The following is a 16,214-nucleotide window of genomic DNA, read 5'->3' as shown; positions in this document are numbered from 1 at the left end:
TTGATCTTGAGAAGGAAAGGTTTTGATATGTTAAAATCAATTTTTAAAGTGGCCGTTGTTTCAGCCATTGGTTTCAGTTCAGTCGCTTGTACTACAAACGATGAACGCGTTGCACGTTACGGCGTAGGAGGAGCAGCAATCGGTGCTTTGGCTGGAACTGCTATTGCTGGAAGTACGCCTGGAGCAGCACTGACCGGTGCAGCATTTGGTGCTTTGGCTGGAACAGTAACAGGTGCAGCTGCAAATCAAAGAAAACAACAAAGACAGGTATCACAATTGTGCACGTATCGTGGTCGTAGAGGGCATGTTTACCAAGCACCTTGTGGACAGAGAGTTCCTGTACGACAATTATGTGCTTACCGTGATGCAAGAGGGGTGATGTATAAAGCACCTTGTCCGCGCCGCGTTCGTTAATGGCGGTGCCGCTTCTGCGGCTTGACCGCATTTTCTTAAATTTTGGAAAAACGCCTTTGCTCAATCAAGCTTGTTTATCGGTTGAGCAGGGGGCGCGTATTGCGCTGGTCGGCCGTAATGGTTGTGGAAAATCGACCCTATTAAAAATTGCCGCAGGAATATTAGAACCTCATGGTGGCGAAATTTTTCGCCACCCGCGAGTAACGCTCCGTTATGTCTCACAAAATCCGGATTGTTCAGGATTTGAAGATATTAATGCTTATATGGAAGCGGGGCTGGACGATACATCTGATGTCCAGTGGATCAATACGCTTCGCACAAATTTAGGGTTTTCTGGGGCGGAAAAATTGGAAACGCTTTCGGGAGGCGAAAAGCGGCGTGTTTCACTGTTACGGGCCATTGCTGCAAAACCCGATATTTTGTTCTTAGATGAACCAACCAATCATCTTGATTTACCAACCATTGAATGGCTGGAAGCTGTTTTAGCTTCTTTGCGTTCAGCGATTGTGGTGATTTCCCATGATCGGCGATTTTTAGAAAATGTTACGCGGTCAACGGTATGGCTTGATCGTGGCACAACCAAAAGACTGGAAAAGCGTTTTTCTGAGTTTGAAAATTGGCGTGATAAAGCACTGGAAGAAGAAGCCATCGAACAGCATAAATTGGGGCGCCAAATTGCTCGTGAAGAGCAATGGTTGCGTTATGGCGTGAGCGCACGGCGTAAGCGTAATGTACGGCGCTTAGGCGAATTAAAAGATTTAAGACAGCGTCATCAAACCTATAAAGGGCAGCCGGGAAATGCACTTTTGACAGCAGCAAAAAGTCATGATTCTGGGCAATTGGTGCTTGAAGCAAAGAAAATTTCAAAATCCTATGGTGATCGCATTATCGTGAAAGATTTCTCTTTGCGCATTCAGCGGGGTGATCGAATCGGGTTGGTAGGACCCAATGGAATCGGAAAGACAACGCTCCTTTCTGCATTAATTGGGCAAGAAGCCGTGGATAGTGGAACGGTGAGGCATGGCTATAACCTCTCTATGGCATTGCTTGATCAGCAACGTATTTTAAATGAAGAAGAAACTTTAGCGCATTATTTAACGGGAGGAAGAGGTGATACTCTTGTGATCAATGGGCTGGAGCGGCATGTGGTTTCTTATATGAAAGACTTTTTATTTTCACCGGAACAAGCACGCACTCCCCTTAAAGAATTTTCCGGGGGAGAAAGAGCACGCCTCATGCTTGCACGACTTCTTTCTCGTCCTGCAAATTTTTTGATTCTTGATGAACCGACCAATGATTTGGATATGGAAACTTTGGATTTGTTGCAAGAATTTATTGCTGATTTTGCGGGAACTGTATTGTTGGTCAGCCATGACAGAGACTTTTTAGATCGTACTGTAACGCATATGTTGGCACCTCAAGGTGATGGTGATTGGGTTTTGTATGCGGGCGGCTACAGTGATATGATGGCGCAAAACCAGCATGCTCTTCGTTTACAACGCAAAAAAACAGAATTATCGCAGCGTAAAGCACCTTCAAAATCTCATGCGGGAGAGCTTTCAAAGCAGGACACATCAACAGATCATGGCTTGATAGGGCGGGAGAAAAAAACACGAAGTAAATTGTCTTATAAGCAGGTTTATGCATTGGAAAAATTGCCTGAAGAAATTGCTGTTTTGCAGGACGAAATCAAAAAAATTGAGCAAGAACTCTCTGATCCAGCTCTCTATCGCAGTGATAAAGAGCGTTTTGAGCGTTTATCAACAACGTTGGAAAAAAAGAAAAATACTTGCACACAAAAAGAAGAAGAATGGTTAGAACTTGAAATTTTACGCGAAGAAATGGAAGCGTGTTCACGGTAATGTTTTAGATATTAATATCTAAGCATTTTAATTCGTATTGCATCATCGCTTTTCTTTGATTTGTTACAAGATCTTATGGCTGATTTTGCGCGAACAGTGTTGTTGACGAGTTATGGCAGAGACTTTTTAGATCGCACTGTAACATATAGCACCTCGAGGTGATGGTCATTGGGATTTGTATACGGGGGGACAGTGATATGGTAGCGCAAAACAAGCATGCTCTGAGCTTACAAGGCAAAGAAACAAAACTATCTTTGCCGTGAGTTTTTTCAAAATTTCGTATATGGAAGTATGCCAGTTCCATTGCATACTTTGCCAGTCCCCAATGTTGCTACAGCGCCCCTTGGAACTTGAGAGCATTCATAAGAAATATTCCCTTGTCTTTACCTTATGCTTTAAACATACCACCTCCGCTTATGATGGAAAAGCAAATGATCCTCATTGATTCTAACGTAAGAAGTGTTGTGATGAGGAAAGCTTACTGTATTCGACATTATGATTTGAGTTTAAAAATGATGATTTGTTAAGATAAATCAACGTGTTATTGTGACATTGTCTAGGAGGAGAAAATGATGGCAATTAAAACAAAGCGAACAATTTCTACATTGATCGGTTTAGAAGATGCAGCTGAACTGTCTTCTTATTACCTCCGTAATGCGAATCATCTGCATCCTTTTGAACCTGTTAGATCTGATGATTACCATACCCTAACAGCTTGGGAAACACGAGCCAATGCATTTGCTTGTGAAAGTGCACAGGGACAAGCATATCGATATGCTGTACGATTAAAAAATGAAAACACAGTCATCGGTGTTGTGAATTTTACAAATGTGGTTCGGGGTGTTTTTCAAGCCTGTCATCTTGGTTTTTCTCTTGATGAAAAACAACAAGGCAAAGGTCTCATGTTTGAGAGTTTATCGGCTCTAATACGCCATATCTTTCATGTTTATCATCTACATAGAGTGATGGCAAATTATAGACCTGAGAACATAAAAAGCGAACGTTTATTAAAACGCCTTCATTTTGAAAAAGAGGGCTATGCCAAAGACTATTTGATGATTTCTGGAAAATGGAGAGATCACATTCTAACCTCTCGAATCAATGATCTTTATGAGTCCGTTAATAGATTCCAATAAAGTTTTGTTAAGGGTCTTTTTATCAAATGTGTAAATATGCTGAATTTCTCCCTATCCTCAAAGATTAAGATCTTTAACCACCTCTTCTTTTATAAATAGTTTAGAATCTCGTTTAGCGGATTTCAACTGCTGACCATTTTCATATGTTTCTTTTCGTAGATAATAAATTGATTTATCATCATAATTCATTTTTTTCAATTTGAAGAGAGTCCTCAATATCGGAAGACTTTCTCACTTCAAATTTATTGATGTTTAATCATAAAAAACACCTCTCTTGCACATCACAAACTGGGTTGGCATACAAGTGAGGGTTTATGTGGATAAACAATGATTGAAGAATAAGAATAAAAATTCTCTGTATAAATCCTTTTAAATGTGAGGGCTGTTGCAATATTGTGTATTCTGTGACCGATAGTCTCGTTACAAGTTACACAAACGGCTTATTGTTGGGTGAAATTTTTATACATTCATTTATTTTTTGCCATTTGTTTTTTGTATTTTCTTTTCTTAAGAAAATTTCCAATGTTATCAATGGTTTAATTCATACCAAGCGCATTTTTATAAAGTTCAATGATTGCTTCTTCTTCCATTCTTTCATGCTCTTCTTTTTTACGCAGCCGTATAATGCTTCGAACAGCTTTACTATCAAAGCCAGAGCCTTTAAGTTCAGTGTAAACGTCTTTAATATCATCAGAAATGGTTTTTTTCTCTTCTTCTAGTCGTTCAATACGTTCGATAAAAGAGCGTAATTGGTTTACGGATATAGCGTGTGTTTGATCGGTTACTGTATCGTTCATTGTATTTTTCTCCAAGTTATATATTTTAAGTTGTTTTTCGACGACGAATTTATGTTAAAAAAGCTTGAAAATAAAAAGTAAATCAAGCTACACAGCTTTTTTACAAATTGACTTTAAATATTTTGTAAAATTTTTAAGATATATGCATTGATAAAAGGGCTATAAAAAGAAAAATATGAAAATATACGTTTTAGACTTGAAAAGCTTTAAAAAAAGAAATGTGTAATTTGTTTTGAGAATTTGACATTATAGAGGAAGTTTTGTGATTTTAAAAAAACGATATTGGGTGTTTCAGAAAGGATTAAAAGTTTTTCTCTTGAGTATTTTGCTCTTGTTTCCCCTCGTTGTTTTTGCAAAAGCTGACTTTAGAGTTTGTAATACAACCCAACAGTCTGTAGGGGTTGCTCTTGGATATCGTACATTTTCTGGGTGGGTGAGCGAAGGCTGGTGGACGGTACCAGTGACGGAATGTAAAACTTTAATTGAGGGGCCTCTTGCTTCACGGTTTTATTATTTTTATGCGGAAGGAGCACAAAAAAAAGGGAACTGGGCAGGCTCTGTGACCATGTGTGTACAAGATAGCCAATTTACCATTCAAGGGGTTCATGATTGTTTCCCTCGAGGATATCAAAAGGCTGAATTTAAAGAGATCGATACCGGAAATCAAACCAGTTGGATGGTACAGTTGACGGATGAGTCTTTGTTAAACAATTCAGTTATACCTTCTCTTTCAGGAAATTCTCCACCGTGAAACGTGCACGTAAAGTAAAAATTATTGCGACTCTTGGTCCTTCTTCTTTTTCTCGTTTGATGATTGAGAAGCTTTTTAGGGCAGGAGCAGACGTTTTTCGTCTTAATATGAGCCATACTGATCGTGATATGCTGGGTGATTTGGTCAAGTCTATACGAGAAGTTGAAAAAACAGTTCGACGCCCCATTGGTATTTTAGTGGATCTTCAGGGGCCAAAACTGCGTGTGGGGCGTTTTGCTAAGGGGCAAGAAGATTTGCGTGTTGGGCAAAGCTTTACATTAGATAATCGCGATGTTCTTGGTGATGCACAGCGTGTTTTTTTCCCTCATGAGGATGTATTTTCGGCTGTTAAACCAGGGGATCGGTTGTTGATTGATGATGGAAGGGTGGAACTGCGTGCGCAAGTTTGTGATGGTCATTCTGTACAGTGTCGCGTGGTTTCTGGAACCCGTATTTCTGATCGAAAGGGTGTCAGTTTTCCCGATACAATTTTGCCTTTTGATTCGATGACGTCAAAAGATAAGGAGGATCTTCAGGCTCTTTTACAGCAGCCTGTTGATTGGGTTGCTCTTTCTTTTATTCAACGTCCAGAAGATATTATGGCGGTGCGTCGGTTGACGAAAAGCAAGGTGTCTTTGATGGCTAAAATCGAAAAGCCTCAAGCCTTGGAGCATATAGAGAAAATTATTGAGGTATCCGATGGTATTATGATTGCACGGGGTGATCTTGGAGTGGAAATGCCCTTGGAAAAGGTCCCTGCACTTCAGATGGAGCTCATAAAAGCTTGTCGTTTAGCAGGAAAGCCTGTTGTGGTGGCAACACAAATGCTCGAATCAATGATCACATCTTCTGTTCCCACACGCGCAGAAGTGTCGGATGTTGCTACAGCAGTTTATGCAGGAACAGATGCGGTGATGTTGTCTGCTGAATCTGCTTCTGGTCGCTATCCTGAAGAAGCTGTGCTTATGATGGACCGAATCGCGCGGCAAATCGAACAGGATCACACTTATGCCGCTCAGGTTGGAGCACAACATCCAGCACCAGAATCAACAGGAACGGATGCGATTTCTCTTGCTGCACGTCAGATTGCTGAAACACTTGCTCTATCCGCTATCGTTGCCTATACGGCTTCAGGAACAACGGGGGTGCGCGCCTCTCGTGAACGCCCTAATAGACCGATTATTGCTTTATCGCCCATTGTGGAAACAGCACGGCGTTTGGCTTTAGTTTGGGGGCTTCATTGTGTGGTTACGCAAGATGCACGGAGTTTAGAGGATATGGTTGATCGTGCAGCAGCTATTGCATTTCAGGAAGGCTTTTGCAAAGGAGGAGATCGCTTCCTTGTGACAGCTGGGGTTCCCCTTGGAACGCCCGGTGCGACAAATCTCTTGCGTATTGCTTCTGTCTCTCAAGATGGAACGAAAGGGATTTGAGCCGTTTACGCATGGTGTTTTTTCATGCGCCTTTGAACAGGCTTTAAAAACAACGGGTGCGCGCCTCTTGTGAATGCCTCCATAGAACCCATTATTCTTTTATCTCTTATCGTAAGATAGAAAGGTATTGCGTTAGGTTGTCCAGTTTGGGGATGGGAGCAGATGCGGTGATGTTGTCTGTTGATTTTGTTTTAGTTCTGAGGAAGCTGCTTTTACGGTAGGGCATTTAATGGGAGCCCCCCTTTTATTTCATTAAGGCATATTGGGGATTGCTTTATTGATATTTATACGAGCCAGATGTTCATTGATAATGAGAATTTATTCTTTTTCTTTTTGAATGAGAGCCTTGAAATTGTTCTCATTTTAAACTTTTGCAGACAGAATTGAATAAAATTAAAATTATGTGCCTAAAAAATCGTGCTGGTATGTTATGAGAAAAAGTGATGGGTGAATGTGTTTTTAAAATATGCTTTGTCTGATCATTTGCAACATATTGATTTATAATGATAACTTATCTTTCTTTATCTTCTATCAAAATCCCGAATACCGCAAGATTGTCTTATTTTAAATTTGTGCATGTTTTGTCAATCATGACTATTTGTTTGTACATCACAAGCGGGTGGGTTTTATGGGAAAAAGCTGTACAAGAAAGGCGTCCCTCTTATGAACCGTTTTAAGAGCCAAGGGTGCTGTCGCAATATTGAGGGCTGGTTATAATGATGGTGCCGACTTGCTCTTTTATTAAGCTTGGAGATTTTGGGTGGTGGGGAGAGGAATATGGATTATTTGTTATAAGGATAAAAATAGCGGTAGAGGATGTTTTCAAGAGCTATTATTGTTGTTTATGATGTTTGAGGTTGTATGAGATTAACATACTCTTCGGTTTTGACTTTTTTCCTGCTCTAAAGGATGAAAATACTTAATTCACGCTGGTTTATAAATGATACGGTTCTTTTCGGTGGGTTTCATCGGATGAACATTCTAGGTGCAAAGACTCTATGGTGCTTATATTATCAAATAGCGGTGTTTTACGGTATAATAGATAAGGTTATTTTTTTAATATATTGAATCTGCTTGATATTATCTAGGGGCAAGGATTTTGGACATGCATTCATAGGGAACATGAATATAGTTCTTTTTTTCGAAGGGTGCTTTATTTGTTTGTTGCTGTTGTCATTTATATGATTTTTTTACAATGATGTTGGTTTTGTTATCTTATTGCGCTGTTAAAAGACATCTCATTTGAAATGTGGTGATATAAGGCAGCCTCCTTGATATAGGAAGCGTTTGTGCGGAGGTGAAATATTCAGGGTAGGGCTTTCTTGTTGAGGTTTAAGTTAATCCCATAAGTTGTGAGTAGCTGGAATCCTTCCTATAAGAAACCAGACTGTTTACAGACTGGTGTGGGTTTAAGAATTTTTATCCTGTGAGATGTGGCGGACAAGTCAAGTCTCTGGTTTATTATGCGCTGATGTACTTTTTAGAAATCTTCCTGTTCTTGTTCTTGAATGTTTGTGTGGTTTTGATCATCTTTGAGCAATTGGTTGGTGAGATTTTCAATGCGTTGTGTGGTGTCACGCATAATTTTCCCCATGGTGCGGTCTCTTTCGTTGTGGAGTCGTAAAAGAGCATTGTAGTCTTCTTGTAATTTTTTATTTTCTCGTTTTATTTCTTCCATTTCATCGATAATCATTATGCCAGCCATAACCGATAAACGATGGTCGCCAATTTCACCAAAATTGTTCTTTAAATGTGTGATATATTGATCTAATTGAGCAGCAAGCGCAATAAGACGACGTTCTTGTCCTTTGTCACAAGCCATGCGATAAATTTTACCATCAATGGTAACGGAAACAGTTTCCATACATTCAAACCTTTATCTATCAATGACAACACGAATTGTTTCCATTGCTTTAATAAGACGTTTGGAAACTTCTTTGTTTACGGACTCTAAGCGTTCAATTTGGGCTTCAGCTTTGTCAAGCGCTTGGGCAAGATGGCTGCGGTCAGCATTCATTCGTTGGATTTCTTCTTCCCATTCGTTATTTTTATCAATAACGGCATTACGGTTTATTATGGTGATCTCTAAAGTTCTAAGTGCCTTTTCTAGGTGCTCTAAAGCATCTTGTAGAACTGTAGTCTCTTGGTTCATTGCTTTTATCCTTTGGGTAATTGTATCCTTTATCAATGTGTTATGCAAAAACGAATCACTTTCACTCTTGTGTTGTGTGCATTTTATTTTTAAGTATGTAAGATATTTTAGCAAGCAAAGCAGGGGATAGATATAAATTAAAAGCTGGATTTTTTGCGCGTATTGGCATAAATGACATGGATATACAGGACGCGTGAGGGGAATGTTATTAATGTTATTGAAGTGGTGGCAAAAAGTCTCACGCTAATGGTTAGAAAATAGTATTTCTTGAGAATTTTAAGAGAATACGGAAAAAGCAACAGAATAACGTATTTAACGAAATGGTCGATTATTCATGACAAACACCCACCAACAGAATCAGATGGCCAATGCTATCCGTTTTCTTGCTATTGATGCGATTGAAAAAGCAAATTCTGGTCATCCAGGCTTGCCAATGGGAGCCGCCGATATTGCTACGGTTCTTTATACAAGATTCCTTGCTCATGACCCCAAAAAACCTCGCTGGCCTAACCGTGATCGTTTTGTGTTATCAGCAGGACATGGGTCTATGTTGCTTTATGCTCTCTTGTATCTTTCTGGTTATGAAGATATTGGCATTGAAGATCTCAAAAATTTTCGCCAATTAGGAGCAAAGCTTGCTGGGCATCCAGAATATGGGCATGTGGCGGGAATCGAAACAACGACTGGTCCTCTCGGACAAGGGTTGGCGAATGCCGTGGGGATGGCTCTTGGAGAGCGTTTGCAAAATGCCCGTTTTGGTGATCTTATCAACCATTACACCTATGCGTTGGTGGGCGATGGATGCCTTATGGAAGGGATATCTCAAGAAGCACTTTCCCTTGCCGGTCATTTGAAACTCAATAAGCTTATTGTGTTGTGGGACGATAATAATATTTCTATCGATGGAGAGATTTCCCTTGCTGACAGTACAGATCAGATTGCGCGTTTTAAGGCTTCTGGTTGGGAGACACATAAAGTCAATGGGCATGATCAAGCAGCAATTGCGCGGGCTATTGAGGCGGCACAAAATTCCGATAAACCAACTTTGATCGCTTGTAAAACAACAATTGGTTTTGGAGCACCAAATAAAGCGGGTACCAATAAAGTTCATGGAGCCCCTTTGGGCGCACGAGAAATCGCTGAAACCCGTATCGCTTTAGGGTGGGATGCTGAGCCTTTCGTTATTCCAGCCGATATTCTCGATAATTGGCGCTTGGCTAGTCTCAATGCTGCTAAAAAACGCCAAAAATGGGAAGAAAAATTTGCTGATCTTCCTGTCTCAGAGCGTGTGGAGTTTGAAAGATTGATGCGGGGCGATCTCGTGGGCGGATTTGATGGCGCTATTGATACTTATAAACAGAAATTGGTTGAAGAGCGCCCCGTTGTTGCTACGCGTAAAGCTTCGGAAATGGCTCTTGAAGTGATCAATGAGGTCGTTGTTGAGACTATTGGTGGTTCGGCTGATCTAACCGGATCTAATAATACAAAAAGTAGCCAGATGAAAAGTATCTCTGCTGAAGATTTTTCAGGGCGCTATCTGCATTATGGAATTCGCGAACATGCAATGGGAGCTGTGATGAATGGTCTTGCCCTTTATGGCGGCTTTATTCCTTATGGGGGAACCTTTTTATGCTTTTCTGACTATATGCGTCCCGCTATGCGGCTCTCTTCTCTCATGGGGTTGCGGGTGATTTATGTCATGACTCATGATTCTATTGGTCTTGGTGAGGATGGGCCGACCCATCAACCCGTGGAGCATTTGGCTTGCCTGCGTGCAATGCCTAATCATTTTGTGTTTCGTCCTGCCGATGCTATGGAGACAGTCGAGTGTTGGCAATTGGCTTTGAAAGCACGCGGGACGCCTTCTACCTTGGCTTTAAGTCGACAAAATCTACCGCTTTTGCGTCAAGAATATGAAGAAGAAAATCTCTGTATGCTTGGTGCTTATGAATTCCTAACAGCTAGCGATGATGCACAAGTGACGCTGTTTGCTTCTGGTTCAGAATTGCAAATTGCAGTGGAGGCACATGCGGTGTTAGAAGAAAAAGGCATCCCAACGCGTGTGGTTTCTGTGCCTTGTTTTGAACTTTTTTCTCAACAATCTCTCTCCTATCAGCGTGCTCTCATTGGAGATGCACCGATTAAAATTGCCATTGAAGCTGCTGTCGCCCAAGGATGGGACCGTTTTATTGGCTGTGATGGTGTGTTTATTGGTATGGAGGGCTTTGGGGCAAGTGGAACAATTGATGCCCTTTATGCGCATTTTGGTATTACTTGGGAAAATGTTGTTGCCACCGTTGAAAAAGAGCTGGAAAAGATCAAAGAGGAAAAGACAAAGTGACAGCTTGTGTTGTCATGAATGGGGTGATTGTAGGGCATCATATTTTGTGCAGTATTGTGGATGATCTTGTGCATTATTGTGGATAAGTGAGTGAGTGATCAAGATATTGACATTGTGGGAATTAATGATTTTGGATTGGTGAAATACCCATTTATTGTGTTTTAAATGTTGTGCTTTTAAAAATTGATGAGGAAACATGTGAAATGACAGTTCGTGTTGCAATTAATGGGTTTGGTCGTATTGGTCGCAATATTTTACGTGCACTTGTGGAAAGTGGACGACAAGATGTTGAAGTGGTTGCAATTAATGATTTGGGATCGGTGGAAACAAATGCCCATTTATTACGCTATGATTCAGTTCATGGGCGTTTTCCTGGGATCGTTAAGGTGGTAGGGGATGCTATTGATGTGGGAGGTGGTTTAATAAAGGTATGCGCAGAGCGTGATCCTGCTCAATTGCCTTGGAAAGATTTGGATATCGATATTGCTTTGGAATGTACGGGTATTTTTACTGCGCGTGATAAAGCAAGTGCTCATTTAGATGCGGGGGCAAAGCGTGTTCTTATTTCTGCGCCTTCTGAAGGAGCAGATCTTACGGTCGTCTATGGGGTTAATCATCAATCTTTAAGCAGCGAGCATCGCGTTGTTTCAAATGCTTCTTGTACAACCAATTGTTTGGCGCCTGTTGCACAAGTTTTACACAATACGGTCGGCATTGAAAAGGGCTTTATGACAACAATCCATTCTTATACGGGTGATCAACCTGTATTGGATACAATGCATCGGGACCTTTATCGTGCACGTGCGGCAGCTCTTTCTATGATTCCTACTTCAACAGGAGCGGCAAAAGCTGTGGGATTGGTCTTGCCAGAATTAAAGGGATTGCTTGATGGTGTATCGATTCGTGTTCCGACCCCTAATGTTTCTGTGGTTGATTTGACATTTATCGCTAAGCGTTCCACAACAATCGAAGAAATTAATACAGCTATTGCTACTGCTGCACAGGGTTCTTTGAAGGGCGTTTTGGACACTACAGAAGAGAAACTCGTGAGTTGTGATTTTAATCATAATCCTCATTCAGCTATTTTCCACAATGATCAAACCAAAGTGATTGATGGTAAGCTCTGTCGCGTTCTGGTTTGGTATGATAATGAATGGGGCTTTTCTAACCGTATGAGTGATACGGCAGTGGCTTTTGCTAAGACAATATAAGAGGACCTCAGGGTCCTCTTTTTATAGGGAAAAGTCTCATTTTTGTGCAATTTTGAGAAAAACAGATAGAGGCTGTTGTTCTCATGCGCTAGAGAGAAGAGGCTATTGAAAAATTGATGATGTGTTTTGTTTTAATACTGTGTCAATACGTGCTTTTAAAAGATGCATGAAAGAGTAAACTTTTAAAAAGTAAGATCTGAACGAGATACCTTTTGAGAAAACGTTAGAAAACAGGAGATGTAAACTCTTTTTCCTAGAAGTAAAAGGAAGCTTTAATGGAGATCAAGTTGAGCCAATGCATTTGTTTGCCACAATGGAATATGAAGATTAAGAGCAATGGTGGGCTTTTGTACATTTGACGATAAAAGCTTTGGATTTTTATTAAGCAAAGGGTGAGAGATAGGCTGTCGTGGATCTCTTGTAAAAGCAAAGAGGGGGATAAGTGGAAAGAAAAGTGGGCAGGGTTGTTGGATGCGTTTTTATTTGAAACAATGGAAAGTGAAGAGGAAGCAGTGATGGGGTTTCGCACACTTGATGATGTTGATGTTTTGGGCAAACGTGTTCTGGTGCGCGTAGATTTTAATGTTCCTATGGCACAGGGCAAAGTTTGTGACGAGACGCGTCTTGTACGGCATAAAGAGACACTCATTGAGCTACAAAAGTGTGGTGCTAAACTTATTCTGCTTTCTCATTGTGGTCGCCCCAAAGGAAAGGTAGAGCAAGAGTTTTCACTCCGTCCTGTTGTGCAAGTGCTGGAAAAGATCATTAATCAGCCGGTTGCTTTTGCTCCGGACTGTATCGGTTCGGCGGTGCAGGTTGCAGTTGAGTCATTACAAAATGGTGGTGTTTTACTGCTTGAAAATGTTCGTTTTTATGCTGGTGAAGAAAAGAATGATTGTTCTTTTGCAGAAGCTTTGGCTCATAATGGAGATCTCTATGTTAATGATGCTTTTTCAGTTTCTCATCGTGCCCATGCTTCGGTGGAGGGAATAACGCATTTGTTGCCTTCTTATGCAGGACGCTCTTTGCAAGGTGAGTTGCAGGCATTAGAAAAAGGACTTGGCAATCCAGCACGTCCTGTGGTTGCCCTTGTGGGAGGAGCAAAGGTTTCTAGTAAGCTTTTTGTGCTCAATCATTTGGTGGAAAAAGTTGACTCCTTAATTATTGGTGGGGGGATGGCTAACAGTTTTTTAGCTGCACAAGGTATCCATGTAGGAAAATCACTGTGTGAACATGCATTGATGGAAACGATAAAAAAAATCATTAAAAAAGCGCAAGAGTGTCACTGTACGCTTCTGCTCCCTCAGGATGCTGTCGTTGGATTTCGTTTTGAAAAAGATGCACCGCATCGTCTTTATGACATTGAAGATATTCCACAAGATGGCATGATATTGGATATTGGGACGCGCTCTATTGCGCATATCAATGCTGCGATAGATGAAGCTGCTACTCTTGTGTGGAATGGACCCCTTGGTGTTTTTGAGATGTCTCCCTTTGATAAGGGAACCATTGCCGTTGCACGCCATGCAGCAGAACGTAGTTTGACGGGAAAGTTGGTTTCAATTGCGGGAGGGGGCGATACGGTTTTTGCCCTTAATCATGCCGGTGTTGCCAATGATTTTACTTATCTCTCAACTGCTGGAGGAGCTTTTTTGGAATGGATGGAAGGAAAGACTCTTCCTGGTATTCTTGCCCTCATGCAGGCTTAAAGGGCTTCTTTGAAGGGAAGGTTAAAGAAAAACTATACAGTCGTGTAGAGTGTTTTTTGATAGTGTTGCGCATTTTTAGAAATTAAGACAAAATAAAGAGGAATTTTTTATGAATGAACGGCTTGAAGATATTGCACTTGCTTTGGTGCATGCAGGTAAAGGTATTTTGGCGGCAGATGAAAGTACGGCGACCATTGGAAAGCGTTTTGAAAGCATTGGTGTTGAATCCAATGAAGATAAGCGCCGTGCTTATCGTGAAATGCTTTTTAGTACAAAAGAAGCGATGGAAAACGCCATCTCTGGGGTTATTTTATTTGATGAAACCATTCGGCAAAAAGCATCAACTGGGAAAATGTTGACGGATCTTATTCGGGATTCAGGCGCTTTGCCAGGGATTAAAGTTGATACCGGTGCAAAACCCTTGGCTGCTTTTCCCCAAGAAACAATTACCGAAGGGTTGGATGGTCTTCGTGAGCGGCTAAAAAATTATTATGCTTTGGGAGCACGTTTTGCTAAATGGCGTGCGGTAATTGCTATTGATGAACACACTTTGCCAACAAGAGGCGCCATAAGACAAAATGCACAAGCTCTTGCACGCTATGCTGCCTTATGTCAGGAGTTCAATATTGTGCCCATTGTTGAGCCGGAAGTGTTGATGGATGGATCATCGTGTGGGCATTCAATTACACGCTGCTTTGAGGTGACACGCACTGTTTTGCAGGCTGTCTTTAAAGAATTGTTTGAAGCTCGTGTTCTTTTGGAGGGGATGATTTTAAAGCCCAATATGGTGATTGATGGAAAGGATGCTCGCAAGGCTTCTGTTGAAGAAGTTGCTGAAAAGACTGTCCAAGTGCTTAAACAGACTGTTCCTGCCGCTGTTCCCGGAATTGCTTTTCTTTCTGGAGGGCAGTCTGATCAGGAAGCAACGGCGCATTTATCTGCTATGAATTCTTTGGGCGTATTGCCTTGGAAATTGACCTTTTCCTATGGACGAGCACTGCAAGCAGCTGCTTTAAAAGCATGGGCGGGAAAAGATGAAAATATTGCTGTTGCACAGAAGGCATTTCGTCATCGGGCTCGGATGAACCATCTTGCGGCTTTGGGACAATGGACAAAAGAACAAGAAAAAGCGTGCGATTGAAGCACAAGCCCTGTTTTTAAATGCGGAGAGATTTTGCATGTTTCTGCGTGATTTTTTGTGCCCTCATCATGATAAAAATGGCGGGGGCATTTTAGACTTGAAAGCTTTCTCAGAGAGTTTTTTCCTTGGACCTTTTAAAAGTCTTTAATGGGTGCTATCGAGAGATAAGATTGCGGGAGAGGTGCAATTTCGAGAAGGGGAGATAATGCTAGGAAATTTGTGAATGCACAGCACTTTAGTATGGTGTCGTTCATGGGTGGGCACTTGCTTTTTGAGTGAAAATCATAAAGCTCATACTGTATTGAAGAGTTTGATATTGTGATATTTTTTCTTTTTCATGTTATCATTACTTGTCATCAGCAGAATTTATTTGATTGCAGTTTCAAAGGTGGATTAAGCGGGTAGATTAGAGAGTTGCGATTTCTGAGTGGATTGGAATACAGCTTATGAAGCTTTTGTGCGTCAGGATAGCTTCCTCTTCAATGGGGGTAGTTTTTCTATTGGCGAACGAATTGAATAACTCTTGCTAACAAAATAGATTTGCACCTCAATAAAACACCTATTTTTTCGTTAAAATGGATAAATTTTTCTTGTATTTTGTGATGATATAATTAAAAATAAATAACTTCATAGCATCTTGGCTTAAAACGGGGGGAGTTGTGGACGGTATCTCTTCTAAGAAGATAAGCATCAAAAGAAAAAATCGATACGCAGAACAGAGCTTTTCTGCAATTATGATGCGAAAATTGTGCAATATGGTGCGTGGGGTATTCGAAGGGATCTTTACAGTATTTACTTTCATAATTTTTATTATCTTGCTCAACATACGTGGGCCGGTTCATGCCGTACTAAGCTTCTTTGCAGGTGCGAGTGGATTAGCGTGCTTTTTGTTTTTTTTTCGGATACCTCATAGAACGCCGCGAAGCAACAGCAGATGAAGCCGGTATATCGTTCGCATTACTCATGGCAATTGCTGAAGGCGTTTCTTCTATTTGCTCCCTGTCTGCTGCGTGGGGTTACGACGCTCTCTTATTCCGTTTAGCACCTCCTGGGTATGTTCTTATTCTCCCTGAATAAATAGAGTGCACTTCGTTTGCATACAAATCAAGATGAGAGGCTGTCTGCCTCTCAAATTCTTAATAATCGCTCTCCAAAATAATGACATCAGATCCGCTTTTAATGAAGGGACTAACAAGCCTTGGGTCCTTAAGCCTCAAGGCAACCCTTTACAAGTTGCGCCTATCGGCATCCTTGACCTTAAGACACC

General features: G+C 41.0%; 12 protein-coding genes. 9 read left to right on the top strand and 3 right to left on the bottom strand.

The annotated features are described in order from the left end of the window. The first annotated feature begins 27 nt into the window (after positions 1-27). From ACFILA_RS03465 to rimJ, 3 genes are all read left to right on the top strand, one after another. Complete coding sequence (locus ACFILA_RS03465) at positions 28-414, top strand: hypothetical protein (protein WP_273790493.1); 387 nt, start codon at positions 28-30, stop codon at positions 412-414. Continuing rightward, the gene (locus ACFILA_RS03460; protein WP_375660666.1) at positions 414-2,276 is read left to right on the top strand and encodes an ABC-F family ATP-binding cassette domain-containing protein; all 1,863 of its coding nucleotides are present in this window, start codon (positions 414-416) and stop codon (positions 2,274-2,276) included. The genes ACFILA_RS03465 and ACFILA_RS03460 overlap by 1 nt, the downstream gene beginning before the upstream one ends. A gap of 572 nt (positions 2,277-2,848) precedes the next feature. Continuing rightward, positions 2,849-3,412, top strand: a complete 564-nt coding sequence (rimJ, locus tag ACFILA_RS03455; RefSeq protein ID WP_375630918.1) for a ribosomal protein S5-alanine N-acetyltransferase — start codon at positions 2,849-2,851, stop codon at positions 3,410-3,412. A gap of 536 nt (positions 3,413-3,948) precedes the next feature. Here rimJ and ACFILA_RS03450 read toward each other — a convergent pair. Then, the gene (locus ACFILA_RS03450; RefSeq protein WP_005774567.1) at positions 3,949-4,209 is read right to left on the bottom strand and encodes a DUF2312 domain-containing protein; all 261 of its coding nucleotides are present in this window, start codon (positions 4,207-4,209) and stop codon (positions 3,949-3,951) included. Between the two features lie 262 nt (positions 4,210-4,471). Between ACFILA_RS03450 and ACFILA_RS03445 the strand changes: the two genes are divergently transcribed. Together ACFILA_RS03445 and pyk are read left to right on the top strand one after the other, a co-directional pair. Continuing rightward, positions 4,472-4,960: a DUF1036 domain-containing protein gene (locus tag ACFILA_RS03445; protein WP_273790491.1), complete on the top strand. Its 489-nt coding sequence runs from the start codon at positions 4,472-4,474 to the stop codon at positions 4,958-4,960. Then, a complete protein-coding gene (gene pyk / locus ACFILA_RS03440; RefSeq protein WP_375660665.1) occupies positions 4,957-6,393 on the top strand; it encodes a pyruvate kinase in 1,437 nt (478 codons plus the stop codon). The genes ACFILA_RS03445 and pyk overlap by 4 nt, the downstream gene beginning before the upstream one ends. A 1,480-nt stretch (positions 6,394-7,873) precedes the next feature. Here the strand turns inward: pyk and ACFILA_RS03435 are convergent. Both ACFILA_RS03435 and ACFILA_RS03430 read right to left on the bottom strand, forming a co-directional pair. Continuing rightward, entirely contained in the window at positions 7,874-8,257 is a 384-nt protein-coding gene (locus ACFILA_RS03435; protein ID WP_273790489.1) for a cell division protein ZapA, read from the bottom strand. A 12-nt stretch (positions 8,258-8,269) separates the two neighbouring features. Next, positions 8,270-8,545, bottom strand: coding sequence for a DUF4164 domain-containing protein (locus tag ACFILA_RS03430; protein ID WP_005774573.1), 276 nt, complete (start codon positions 8,543-8,545; stop codon positions 8,270-8,272). 334 nt (positions 8,546-8,879) lie between these two features. Between ACFILA_RS03430 and tkt the strand changes: the two genes are divergently transcribed. The 4 genes from tkt to ACFILA_RS03410 all read left to right on the top strand — a co-directional run bounded on the left by tkt (position 8,880) and on the right by ACFILA_RS03410 (position 14,947). Continuing rightward, positions 8,880-10,886 (top strand): transketolase, encoded by a 2,007-nt coding sequence (gene tkt, locus ACFILA_RS03425; RefSeq protein ID WP_375660664.1) that lies wholly within the window; start codon positions 8,880-8,882, stop codon positions 10,884-10,886. 203 nt (positions 10,887-11,089) lie between these two features. After that, the gene (gap, locus tag ACFILA_RS03420; protein WP_375611739.1) at positions 11,090-12,097 is read left to right on the top strand and encodes a type I glyceraldehyde-3-phosphate dehydrogenase; all 1,008 of its coding nucleotides are present in this window, start codon (positions 11,090-11,092) and stop codon (positions 12,095-12,097) included. Between the two features lie 515 nt (positions 12,098-12,612). Further along, positions 12,613-13,806: a phosphoglycerate kinase gene (locus ACFILA_RS03415; protein ID WP_375630978.1), complete on the top strand. Its 1,194-nt coding sequence runs from the start codon at positions 12,613-12,615 to the stop codon at positions 13,804-13,806. Between the two features lie 109 nt (positions 13,807-13,915). Further along, positions 13,916-14,947 (top strand): class I fructose-bisphosphate aldolase, encoded by a 1,032-nt coding sequence (locus ACFILA_RS03410; protein WP_273790486.1) that lies wholly within the window; start codon positions 13,916-13,918, stop codon positions 14,945-14,947. The last annotated feature ends 1,267 nt before the right edge of the window (positions 14,948-16,214 follow it).

The sequence above is a fragment of the Bartonella sp. CL71SXKL genome (assembly GCF_042194935.1).
Lineage (GTDB): Bacteria > Pseudomonadota > Alphaproteobacteria > Rhizobiales > Rhizobiaceae > Bartonella.
The sequence above is the reverse complement of the archived record's forward strand: the minus strand, read 5'-3'. Positions and strand labels throughout refer to the sequence as shown.

Bases quoted from the DNA above. Each gene is read 5' to 3' on its own strand.
- ACFILA_RS03465 (WP_273790493.1), top strand. From the start codon at position 28: ATGTTAAAATCAATTTTTAAAGTGGCCGTTGTTTCAGCCATTGGTTTC.
- ACFILA_RS03460 (WP_375660666.1), top strand. From the start codon at position 414: ATGGCGGTGCCGCTTCTGCGGCTTGACCGCATTTTCTTAAATTTTGGA.
- rimJ (WP_375630918.1), top strand. From the start codon at position 2,849: ATGGCAATTAAAACAAAGCGAACAATTTCTACATTGATCGGTTTAGAA.
- ACFILA_RS03450 (WP_005774567.1), bottom strand. From the start codon at position 4,209: ATGAACGATACAGTAACCGATCAAACACACGCTATATCCGTAAACCAA.
- ACFILA_RS03435 (WP_273790489.1), bottom strand. From the start codon at position 8,257: ATGGAAACTGTTTCCGTTACCATTGATGGTAAAATTTATCGCATGGCT.
- ACFILA_RS03430 (WP_005774573.1), bottom strand. From the start codon at position 8,545: ATGAACCAAGAGACTACAGTTCTACAAGATGCTTTAGAGCACCTAGAA.
- tkt (WP_375660664.1), top strand. From the start codon at position 8,880: ATGACAAACACCCACCAACAGAATCAGATGGCCAATGCTATCCGTTTT.
- gap (WP_375611739.1), top strand. From the start codon at position 11,090: ATGACAGTTCGTGTTGCAATTAATGGGTTTGGTCGTATTGGTCGCAAT.
- ACFILA_RS03415 (WP_375630978.1), top strand. From the start codon at position 12,613: ATGGGGTTTCGCACACTTGATGATGTTGATGTTTTGGGCAAACGTGTT.
- ACFILA_RS03410 (WP_273790486.1), top strand. From the start codon at position 13,916: ATGAATGAACGGCTTGAAGATATTGCACTTGCTTTGGTGCATGCAGGT.